Below are 10,865 nucleotides of genomic sequence, written 5' to 3'. Positions count from 1 at the left end.
CCGCCATATCAAAACAGGCGGGCGATGCCGTCTGAAGCCCACCAAAGCATCCAATGCCGTCTGAAACCCCGTCATTCCCACCACTCTTCGTCATTCCCGCGAAAGCGGGAATCTAGAACCTCAAACTTTCAGATAACCTTTGAATATTGCCGCTACCCCAAGGTCTGGATTCCCGCCTGCGCGGGAATGACGGTTTAGAAGTTGCCCGAAAACCCAAAAAAACCCGAAACCGAACACACTGGATTCCCACTTTCGCGGGAATGACGGAATTTTAGGTTTCTGTTTTTATGGGAATGACGGCGGAGGGGGCTATGCCGTCTGAAGCCCGATAAAGCATTAAATGCCGTCTGAAACCCCGTCATTCCCTGATGTCCGCAACCTTCCGTCATTCCCGTGAAAACGGGAATCTAGAACCTCAAACTTTCAGATAATCTTTGAATATTGCTGTTGTTCCAAGGTCTGGATTCCCGCCTGCGCGAGAATGACGGCAAACGGGGGATGGGGCATCACGATGCGGCGGCAATGTGTCCGGAATGGGGCGGTTTATCCGAAAAAGCCCATTTTGACTTGGATGAGTTTTTCCAGTTCGTTCAGGATGCGCCGGCGCGAGACGAAAAAGATGATGTGGTCGCCGTCTTGGATGACGGTTTCGGTATGGTGTCCCATAATGGTTTCGCCGGTTTCGGCGCGGACGACGGCGGCAATGTGGCAGCCCTCGGGCCATTTGATGCCGCTGATGCGCCTGCCGATGATGGCGGAAGTTTTTTTGTCGCCGTGTGCGACGACTTCGATGGCTTCCGCCGTGCCGCGCCGGATGGGGTGGACGGCAACGATGTCGCCGCGCCGGATGTGGGCGAGTATCGAGCCGATGGTGATGAGGTGGGGGGAGACGACGATGTCGATTTTGTTGCCTTCGAGCAAATCGACGTAGCTTGAGCGGTTGACAATGCCGATGACGCGCTTCGCTCCGAGGTTTTTCGCCAAAAGGGCGGACATAATGTTGCTTTCGTCGTCGTTGGTCAGGGCGCAGAATACGTCGATTTCGTCGATGTATTCGTTGTCGAGCAGGGTTTCGTCGGTTGCCGAACCTTGCAGGACGAGGGTGTTGTCGAGGTTTTCGGCTATCCATTCGGCACGGCGCGGCCGGCATTCGATGATTTTGACGTTGTATGCGTGTTCGAGCTGCTTGGCGAGGCGGTAGCCGATGTTGCCGCCGCCGGCAATCATAATGCGGCGGGTGCTGGTTTCTTTGGGGCGCAATTCGGGTATGACCGCGCCGATGTTTTCGGCGGCGGCGGCAAACAGGATTTCGTCGCCTTCGATGATGACGGTTTGCGGCGTGGGGACGATGAGGCGGTTGTTGCGGTAAACGGCGCAGATTTGGCAGTCGGCCCCGTCGGGCAAATCTTGGGCGATGTCGGCGATTTCGCGGTTGACGAGCAGCCCGCCGCGCCGCGCCTGTATGATGACCATCCGCACGCGGTCGTCTGCAAAACGTAAAACCTGCAATGCGCCCGGGCAGTCTATCAGACCGGCAAGCTGTTCGGTAACGAGTTGTTCGGGGCTGATGGTTTCGGTTATGCCGAATATGGAAAGGCTGCCGTTTTCGTTGTTTTCGAGCTTGGGGCTGAGGTATTCGAGGTATTCGCTGGAACGGACGCGCGCGATGCGGCCGGGGATGTTGAACAGGTCGGCGGCAACTTTGCAGGCGACGATGTTGGTTTCGTCGCTGCGGGAGAGCGCGAGCAGCAAGTCGGCATCTTCCGCACCGGCACGTTCTAATGTGAAGGGGGATGCGCCGTTGCCGAAAACGGTTTGGACATCGAGGCGGCTGCCTGTTTCCTGCAATGCTTTTTCGTCGATGTCGATAACGGTTACGTCGTTGTTGGGTATGGCGGCAAGGTTTTGCGCGACGGTAGAACCTACCTGCCCGTTGCCTAAAATGAGGATTTTCACGGTATGGGTCGCCGAGTGATGAAATGGGGGATTGTACCGCAACCGGGGGCGGAAATGCCGTCTGAAGGCAGATTTTGCGTTCAGACGGCATTGCGCCTCAAGATTCGACGGGGATGATGCCGATTTTCGCCTGCCATTTGCGCGGGGCGGTGGCGTGGATGGATTCGCCCCTGCTATCTACTGCGACGGTTACGGGCATGTCTTTGACTTCAAATTCGTAAACCGCTTCCATGCCCAATTCGGGGAACGCCAAGACTTTGGAAGATTTGATGGCTTTTGCCACGAGGTATGCCGCGCCGCCGACTGCCATAAGGTACACGGCTTTGTTGTCGGCGATGGCTTCGCAGGTGGCCGCGCCGCGCTCGGATTTACCGATCATGCCCAAGAGGCCGGTTTGTTCGAGCATTTGGCGGGTGAATTTGTCCATACGGGTGGCTGTGGTCGGACCTGCCGGGCCGACTACTTCGTCGCCGACCGGATCGACGGGTCCGACGTAGTAAATCAGGCGGTTGGTGAAATCGACGGGCAATTCTTCGCCTTTGTTGAGCATATCGACGAGGCGTTTGTGTGCGGCATCGCGGCCGGTGAGGATTTTGCCGTTCAACAGCAATACGTCGCCGGTTTTCCAGCTTGCCACTTCTTCTTTGGTCAGCTTATCGACATTGATGCGTTTGCCGTTGTCGGGGCTGTAAGTCAAATCGGGCCAGTCTTCGACGCGCGGCGGCGTGAGTTCGACAGGGCCTGAGCCGTCCAATTCGAACTCGACGTGGCGGGTGGCGGCACAGTTGGGAATCATCGCAATCGGTTTGGAGGCGGCGTGGGTCGGGTAATCGAGGATTTTCACGTCCAACACGGTGGTCAGCCCGCCCAAGCCTTGTGCGCCGATGCCCAGCGCGTTGACTTTTTCAAAGAGTTCGAGGCGCAGGGCTTCGGTGGTGGACAATTCTGCGCCGGACGCGGCTTTTTCCTGCAACTCTTGAATGTCGATGTGGCTCATCAGGGATTCTTTCGCCATCAGTACGGCTTTTTCGGGCGTACCGCCGATGCCGATGCCCAAGATGCCGGGAGGACACCAGCCCGCACCCATCGTCGGGATGGTTTTCAATACCCAATCGACGATGTTGTCGGAAGGGTTGAGCATGGCGAGTTTGGATTTGTTTTCAGAGCCGCCGCCTTTTGCCGCGCAGGTTACTTCGACTTTGTCGCCCGGCACGATGCTCATATGAATGACGGCAGGCGTGTTGTCTTTGGTGTTTTGACGTTTGCCGGCAGGGTCGGCGAGGACGGACGCGCGCAGGGTGTTGCCTTCCCAAGTGTAGGCGCGGCGCACGCCTTCGTTAACCATTTCTTCGACGCTCATGTCTGCATCCCATTGCACATCCATACCGACTTTCAAAAACACGGTTGCGATACCGGTATCTTGGCAGATGGGGCGGTTGTTTTCCGCACACATACGGCTGTTGACCAAAATCTGCGTCATCGCATCTTTGGCGGCGGGGTTTTCTTCCTTCTGCCACGCCTTATAAAGCGCGTCGATGTAGTCTTTGGGATGGTAATAGCTGATGAATTGGAAGGCATCGCAAATGCTTTGGATAAAGTCTTCCTGTTTGATGACGGTCATGATTGTGTTCCTTTTCAAGGTTGTGGCGGTAAGTGTCTGCTGCTGTTTTAAACAACCTTTTTGAAGGCTGTTTTTTATCAGGTTGAAATAGTGCCAGCGTTTGTACGGTAAAGACAATACATAATTCTAATCTATTGATTATCAATTTGTTTTAATAAAATACTGTTTCACTCGGGTTTTGATATTTGTAATCTTTGCCTGTTGCCTGTAATGGAAATAAAACTACAAATATGTTTGGTAATTTTAGGTTTTTTATAAATGCCGTCCGAACCTGTCCGAATATCCGTTTTAACGGCATAAAAATTATTCTCAATAATTTCAATCTGATTTCAATCGCTTAAAGGATATAACGACAGCAGGGAGTTGTCATATATGAAAGAGGAAATTTTGACTGAAGTCAAACGCATTTGACTTTTTGAAATTTTACAACTTATTTTCCAAATATCAGAATTTTCAAAAAATATACATATATTACAGTAATATATATATTTTTCACTAGATTGCAATAATGAGAATGTATTGTATTTTTCTGTTTGTTTTTTCTGTTTTTCAGACGGCATTATTTATAATCTTATTGAAAAATAATTATATTTTAAAATTTCGTACATAAATTTTGTCAACAATATATGTTTCTATGGCAATTTTGTAGTTTAGTAACGATAAGGCACAAATTCTGATAAACTATGTTTCACATAAGAAACATTAAGTTATAAACATATTCATAGTACGCGAGAGGAAGTCCTTGTTTCTCTTGTGTAACAAAAATACACAATACCAAATCTACTATCCTTCCAACAGGACACTGCCATGAGTGAAAATTTGTTAACCCTGACCATAGACGGACACGAGGTCAAGGCCTCCGCCGATTCGTCCATTATCCAAGCCTACGCCCGTTCCGGCAGCGCGATTACCGCCAATGTCGGCTGCATGGGGCAGGGCGTGTGCGGTTCGTGCCGCTGCATGATCCGTAAAGAAGGCGAACGTGAAGTAACCACCGCGCTGGCATGCGAGACCAAAGTCGAAGAAGGGATGCAGGTCAGCTTCTTGGACTACTTTATCCCCGAGCATATCCAATATTACGACGTGGGCGAAGTCGGCGACGGCTGGAACTGGCTGGACGATACCGCCAAGGCCTTCCCTGAAGCGCAAAATTGCCGTCATTGCGGCGGCTGTAATCGAGCCTGTCCTAAAGGTTTGCAAGTGGAAAACGGCGTAGCTCAGGTAGTTTCCGGCGATTTCGGCGCAGCTGCGCTGACCTTCGACCAATGCGTGATGTGCAACCTCTGCACCCTTTCCTGCCCGGAACACATCCGTCCGAACCACTTGGGCCTGTTCGCACGCCGTATGAAGGCGGCGCGTACGTTGCGCCCTGTGGATTTGATGCGCCGCCTGCGCGAAATCGACAGCGGCAAAATGAAAGTCGAATTTGAAGGGGAGTCAGTGTGATAGTGAATAAAATCCAAGGCATCGACTACGAAACCGCCCTTGCCAACCTGCGCGCGTCCTCATTGGAACTGCGCGGCGATTTACCTGAAAAAAACGAATTGCTGAGCCGGTTCCATCCCGATTATCAGGCAAATGCGCGCGTGAAGCTGCCCATCGGTCCGAACGCGGGCGATTACTGCCATCCCGATTTGGCGAAACTCTTAATCAGCCGGCCGCTGATTGACGATTATGATTTGTCGGGCGCGGAACATTTGAACACTGACGTATTGGTCATCGGCGGCGGCGGCGCGGGTGCGGCGGCGGCGTTGTCTGCGACCGAAGCAGGTGCGCGCGTGATTATGGCGAACAAGCTGCGTATCGGCGACAGCAATACCGTAATGGCGGAAGGCGGCATTCAGGCGGCAGTCGGCGCGGAAGACAGCCTGCAACAACACTTTGACGACACCGTCAAAGGCGGCCACAACGCAGGCAAAAAAGAATTGGTGGCGCAAATGGTTACCGACGCGCCGTCCGCCATCCGCTGGCTGATCGGTTTGGGTATGACCTTCGACCTTGCCAATGGCGCGGACAGCAACGGTATGTTGAGCCGCAAACGCGCGGGCGGTACGACCGTACCGCGTATTTTGAGCTACCGCGACTTTACCGGCCTTGAAATGATGCGTGTACTGCGCGAGGCGGTCGAACTCGATGAAAACATCACCCAGCTCAACCGCCACCCTGCCATCGAATTATTATCAGACGAACACGGCCGCTGCGTCGGCGCGATTTTGTACGATTTGGAAAAACGCTCTTTGGTGTTGGTTCACGCCAAAGCCGTGGTCTTGGCGACCGGCGGCAGCGGAAGGCTGCATTTGCAGGGTTTCGCCACTTCCAACCACTACGGCGCAACCGCAGACGGTCTGGTAATGGCATACCGCATCGGCGCGAAACTGCGCGATGTCGATTCCTTCCAATACCACCCGACCGGCGTCGCCCATCCGCCACACTTGGCAGGTGCGCTGATTTCCGAAGCCGTCCGCTCCGCAGGTACCAAGCTGGTCAACGGCTTGGGCGAGCGTTTCGTTGACGAATTGCAGCCGCGCGACGTCGTTGCTGCCGCGATTCTGCGCGAATGTCGCGAAGGCCGCGGCGTAGTGCGCGACGGTCAAGTCGGCGTGTTCCTCGATACCCCGCGCCTGATTGCCAACGACCCCGACGTGTTGAACCGTTTGGTTACGCTCGGACACGTCGCCCACAAATGCGGCATCGACCCCGCTGTCGAACCCGTGATGATTCATCCGACCCTGCATTATCAAAACGGCGGTGTCGAAATCAACGGCGACGGCGCGACCTGTGTGGAAGGCCTCTATTGCGCCGGTGAAGTAACCGGCGGCATCCACGGTCGCAACCGCCTGATGGGCAACGCGCTTTTGGACATCATCAGCTTCGGCCGCCGCGCGGGTAAAGCCGCCGCCGGTTGCGGCCTGCCGCTGAAAAAAGTGCGCGGCGGTGTCGGACACGTCCACGATCTACAACGCGAAATGACCCGTGCCGGACTGACCGGCGACATCAAAGCCCCCGTTTTATATCCCGACTACGGCAAATTCGATTTGCGCGAACACGCCGGTTTGCAGGAGCAACAATCATGAACCAAGCCAATCAAAACTTACTGCACCCGTCCCGCCAAGTCGGCGCGGATTTGGCCGCGTGGCGCAAAGTCGGCGGCGGCGAAGGCCTGCTGGCTGCGCTTGCCGATCCTCAAAGCATTGTTTCCAAACTGCAAGATGCCAACCTATGCGGCATGGGCGGTGCAGGTTTCCCGACCTGGCGCAAATGGGAGGCGGCCGTTGCCGCCCAAAGCAAACACGGCGACAAATACGTCGTCTGTAACGCCAACGAAGACGAACCGGGTACGTTCAAAGACCGCGTGTTGCTGGCGAAAACGCCACACCAAGTTATCGAAGGCGTATTGATTGCCGCCGTCGCCTGCCGCGCCAACAAAGCGGTTTTGTACATCAACCCTCATCAAACCGAATCCGTCGCTTCCATCACACCCGCCATCGAACAATGGAAAAACAGCGATTTGTTTATCCGCATCGAGAACTACTTGGGTAAACCTTTGGACTTGCAACTGGTTGAAACTTCAGGCCGCTATATCGGCGGCGAAGAAACCGCCGTGATTTCTTGGTTGGAAGGCGGTTTCCCCTTCCCCCGCCGCAAGCCTCCGTTCCCTGCCGAAAGCGGTGTCAACGGCGAGCCGACCCTGATCAACAATACCGAAACCTTCGCCAATATTCCGCAAATCCTTGCCAAAGGCGCGGAATGGTACAAATCGCTGGGGTTGGGCGATGCCGCAGGTACGAAACTCTACTCGCTCTCCGGCGACGTATTGAATCCCGGCCTGTACGAACTGCCGATGGGTACGACCCTGCAATCGCTGATTTTCGACCACGGCGGCGGTATGCTCGAGGGCCGCACGTTTAAAGCCGTCTTCACCGGCGGCCCGTCCAATACGCTGCTGACCGCGAAAGATTTGGACGTGCCATTGGACTTCGTTTCCGTGCGCGAACGCAAATCCAGTCTCGGCACGGGCGCGATGATTGTGATTTCCGAAGGCACGAGTGTGGTGCGTAAAGTCTCTGAATATGTGGAGTTTTTTGCTGCCAACTCATGCGGACAATGCCCGCCGTGCAAAGGCGGCACCTTCCAACTCTCGCGCCTGCTCAACCGCGTGGATACCGGCATCGGCACTTCCGACGACCTCCGCGCCCTGCAAAGCCTGTGCCAACTGCTGCCGCGAAGCGGCCGCTGCGGCCTGATTGACGGCGCAGTTACCGTGTTGCAAAGCTCGCTGCGTACCTTCCCCGAAGAGTACGGGCTGCCGGCGGGACAGGATTAAGCCGCTAAGGCGTTTCAGACGGCAGGCAGGGTTGTCGGCCGACAAATTGATTAGGGTTTAAGCATTTGTCGGGGGTTACAACGTAAATCACTTGCCGGAAGGAAAACGATACGGCGTATCTTGAGGTTTTTCCCTCTCCCTAACCCTCTCCCACGGGGAGAGGGGATGGATTACAGGGAATCCGATATATGGTTGATTTCAATGATATTATTCCCTCTCACACGGCGTGGGGGACGGATTGCAGGGAATCCGATACGGCGCATCCTAGGGTTTTGCCCTCTCCCTAACCCTCTCCCACGGGGAGAGGGGACGGCTTGCAGAAAATCCGATAATGGTTGATTTTCAAAGTCATTATTCCCTTTCATCGTGGGAGAGGGGACGGATTGCAGGGAAAACGATAACGGTTGGTTTTCAAAGCCATTATCCCCTCTCCCCGTGGGAGAGGGTTAGGGAGAGGGCAAAGCGAAAAAACACAAAGTGCAAAACGCAAAACTCAAGAAATGCCGTCTGAAAAAGAGGACGGTGCAAAACACGTTCAGACGGCATCCCCCGCCAAAATCAGGCACACGCCGTCTGAAACCCGATTTTCCCGATATTTCAAACTAGGAGACTAATATGGGCTTCAAGCCAATCCCTGCGGCGGCCGCGCTCGCGCTGACGCTGCTTATCTGGTTCGTCATCCCCGTTCCCCAAGGCGTATCGCCCGATGCGTGGCATCTTCTGGCACTGTTCGTCGGCATCATCGCCGGCATCATCGGCAAAGCGATGCCCATAGGCGCAATGGCGGTTTTGGGCATTACCCTGGTCGCGCTGACCGGCGTAACCAACGAAAAAGCCGCCGACGCGACCAAAGACGCTTTGAGCAGCCTCAACAACTCGTTAATCTGGATGATCGGTATCGCCATCATCATCTCGCGCGGCCTGTTGAAAACCGGCTTGGGGATGCGTATCGGCTACCTTTTGATTTCCCTTTTCGGCAAACGCACGCTGGGCGTGGGTTACAGCCTGGCATTGGCGGACTTGGTCATCGGCCCGGTAACGCCGAGCAACACCGCGCGCGGCGGGGCGATTGTGCATCCGATTATGAAATCCATCGCCTTGAGTTTCGACTCCGATCCCGAAAAAGGGACGGAAGGCAAAATCGGCAAATACCTTTCACTGGTCAACTTCCACGCCAACGTGATTACCTGCCTGATTTTCATCACTGCCACCGCACCCAATCCGCTGGTCGTCGAACTGGTTGCCAAAGCCACCAATTCGCAAATCCAACTCTCTTGGGGCACTTGGTTCTTGGCGATGATCGTACCCGGCCTGATTGCGATGCTGCTGATGCCTCTGGTGCTGTATTTCCTGTATCCGCCCGAAATCAAACAAACGCCTGACGCGACCGCCCTTGCCAAAGAAAAACTGAAAGAAATGGGCGCGATGAAGCGCGACGAAAAAATGATGCTCGGCATTTTCGTGATCCTGCTGCTGTTGTGGGCGGGCATTCCCGAAATGCTGACCGGCGTGAAAGTCGATGCTACCGCCACCACCTTCCTCGGCCTGAGCCTCTGCCTTTTGAGCGGCGTCCTGACTTGGGACGACGCACTGAAGGAAAAAAGCGCGTGGGACACCATCGTTTGGTTTGCCGCCTTGGTGATGATGGCGAACTTCCTCAACAAACTGGGGCTTATCGGCTGGCTGTCCGAATCCATGCAAAGCGGCATCGCCCATTTGGGCTTGGGTTGGGAAGCCGGCTGCGCCCTGCTGATGCTTGCCTACCTCTACGCCCACTACGTTTTCGCTAGCGGCACGGCACACGTTACCGCGATGTTCGGCGCGTTTTACGGTGCGGGTCTGGCATTGGGTGCGCCGCCTATGCTGTTTGCCCTGATGATGGCGGCCGCCACCGGCATAATGATGTCGCTGACCCACTACGCCACCGGTTCCGCGCCTGTGATTTACGGCTCAAACTACGTCAATATGGGCGAATGGTGGAAGGCGGGCTTCATTATGAGCGTTATCGAAATCCTGATTTTCGCCACAGTCGGCATTTTGTGGTGGAAAGCTTTGGGTTATTGGTAAACCTCCGGCTGTTTGAATGTTAAGGCAAAAATGCCGTCTGAAACCGTTTCGCGTTTCAGACGGCACACCGCCGTCATTCCCGCGCAGGCGTGAATCCAGACCTTCGGGCAACAGCAATATTCAAAGATTATCTGAAAGTTTAGTAATGGTAGGGTAGGCTTCAGCCCACAGCTTCAGACGGCATCGTCCATCCTCCGCACCGTCATTCCCGTGAAAACGGGAATCCAGTGTGTTCGGTTTCAGTTGTTTTTTGGGTTTCGGGTAATTTCCAAATCGTCATTCCCGCGCAGGCGGGAATCCAGACCATTGGGGCAACGGCAATATTCAAAAATTATCTGAAAGTTTGAGGTTCTAGATTCCCGTTTTCACGGGAATGACGGAAGGCTGCGGGAATGACGAAATGTTGCGGACATCAGGGGAATGACGGGGCTTCAGACGGCATCAAATGCCTTGTCGGGCTTCAGACGGCATCGTCCACCCTCCGCCGTCATTCCCATAAAAACAGAAACCTAAAATTCCGTCATTCCCGCGAAAGCGGGAATCTAGTGTGTTCGGTTTCAGTTGTTTTTGGGTTTCGGGTAATTTCCAAATCGTCATTCCCGCGCAGACGGGAATCCAGACCTTCGGGGCGGCGGCAATATTCAAAGGTTGTCTGAAAGTTTGAGGTTCTGGATTCCCGTTTTCACGGGAATGACGAAAGGTTGCGGGAATGACGATGGGCGCGTGGAAACGGACATCATACATACTTATAGAAATTTGGCAATACGATGCCGTCTGAACGAATGTCAGGGGGCGTTTGTCTGACCGCATCACAAGATAAAAAAATATATAAAAATATTGGAATATCAAGCAATTCATTTTTTTTTTTTTTTTTTTTTTTTTTTTTTTTTTTTTTTG

The 10,865-nt window shown here is 54.1% G+C and carries 8 protein-coding genes and 1 pseudogene; 5 read left to right on the top strand and 4 right to left on the bottom strand.

The window, feature by feature from the left end; genetic code table 11:
- Positions 1-198: hypothetical protein (locus Q9J80_RS10585; RefSeq protein ID WP_304678577.1), on the top strand; the 198-nt coding region annotated here is incomplete at its 5' end.
- 345 nt (positions 199-543) lie between these two features.
- Here Q9J80_RS10585 and trkA read toward each other — a convergent pair.
- The 3 genes from trkA to Q9J80_RS10570 all read right to left on the bottom strand — a co-directional run bounded on the left by trkA (position 544) and on the right by Q9J80_RS10570 (position 4,137).
- Positions 544-1,956: a Trk system potassium transporter TrkA gene (gene trkA, locus Q9J80_RS10580; protein ID WP_019273633.1), complete on the bottom strand. Its 1,413-nt coding sequence runs from the start codon at positions 1,954-1,956 to the stop codon at positions 544-546.
- Between the two features lie 97 nt (positions 1,957-2,053).
- Positions 2,054-3,577, bottom strand: coding sequence for a fumarate hydratase (locus Q9J80_RS10575; protein WP_304671751.1), 1,524 nt, complete (start codon positions 3,575-3,577; stop codon positions 2,054-2,056).
- Positions 3,578-3,906: 329 nt separating this feature from the next.
- Positions 3,907-4,137, bottom strand: coding sequence for a hypothetical protein (locus Q9J80_RS10570; RefSeq protein WP_153064009.1), 231 nt, complete (start codon positions 4,135-4,137; stop codon positions 3,907-3,909).
- Between the two features lie 247 nt (positions 4,138-4,384).
- Here Q9J80_RS10570 and Q9J80_RS10565 point away from each other — a divergent pair, with 247 nt between their 5' ends.
- The 4 genes from Q9J80_RS10565 to Q9J80_RS10550 all read left to right on the top strand — a co-directional run bounded on the left by Q9J80_RS10565 (position 4,385) and on the right by Q9J80_RS10550 (position 9,968).
- Positions 4,385-5,023 (top strand): 2Fe-2S iron-sulfur cluster-binding protein, encoded by a 639-nt coding sequence (locus Q9J80_RS10565; RefSeq protein ID WP_301673260.1) that lies wholly within the window; start codon positions 4,385-4,387, stop codon positions 5,021-5,023.
- Complete coding sequence (locus Q9J80_RS10560; RefSeq protein ID WP_301673264.1) at positions 5,023-6,651, top strand: FAD-binding protein; 1,629 nt, start codon at positions 5,023-5,025, stop codon at positions 6,649-6,651. The genes Q9J80_RS10565 and Q9J80_RS10560 overlap by 1 nt, the downstream gene beginning before the upstream one ends.
- Complete coding sequence (locus Q9J80_RS10555; protein ID WP_301673261.1) at positions 6,648-7,901, top strand: complex I 51 kDa subunit family protein; 1,254 nt, start codon at positions 6,648-6,650, stop codon at positions 7,899-7,901. The genes Q9J80_RS10560 and Q9J80_RS10555 overlap by 4 nt, the downstream gene beginning before the upstream one ends.
- A 615-nt stretch (positions 7,902-8,516) precedes the next feature.
- On the top strand, positions 8,517-9,968 hold the full coding sequence (locus tag Q9J80_RS10550) for a DASS family sodium-coupled anion symporter (protein ID WP_301673262.1): 1,452 nt from the start codon (positions 8,517-8,519) through the stop codon (positions 9,966-9,968).
- A gap of 441 nt (positions 9,969-10,409) precedes the next feature.
- On the opposite strand, the pseudogene Q9J80_RS10545 reads toward Q9J80_RS10550, so the two are convergent.
- A pseudogene (locus tag Q9J80_RS10545) lies at positions 10,410-10,865 on the bottom strand (hypothetical protein); the annotation flags it as partial.

This window comes from Neisseria blantyrii (assembly GCF_962747855.1).
Lineage (GTDB): Bacteria > Pseudomonadota > Gammaproteobacteria > Burkholderiales > Neisseriaceae > Neisseria > Neisseria viridiae.
This window is presented reverse-complemented; position numbering and strand designations above follow the sequence as displayed.

Excerpts from the sequence above, each read along its gene's own strand:
- Q9J80_RS10575 (WP_304671751.1), bottom strand. The coding sequence starts at position 3,577 with ATGACCGTCATCAAACAGGAAGACTTTATCCAAAGCATTTGCGATGCC.
- Q9J80_RS10570 (WP_153064009.1), bottom strand. The coding sequence starts at position 4,137 with ATGCCGTCTGAAAAACAGAAAAAACAAACAGAAAAATACAATACATTC.
- Q9J80_RS10565 (WP_301673260.1), top strand. The coding sequence starts at position 4,385 with ATGAGTGAAAATTTGTTAACCCTGACCATAGACGGACACGAGGTCAAG.
- Q9J80_RS10555 (WP_301673261.1), top strand. The coding sequence starts at position 6,648 with ATGAACCAAGCCAATCAAAACTTACTGCACCCGTCCCGCCAAGTCGGC.
- Q9J80_RS10550 (WP_301673262.1), top strand. The coding sequence starts at position 8,517 with ATGGGCTTCAAGCCAATCCCTGCGGCGGCCGCGCTCGCGCTGACGCTG.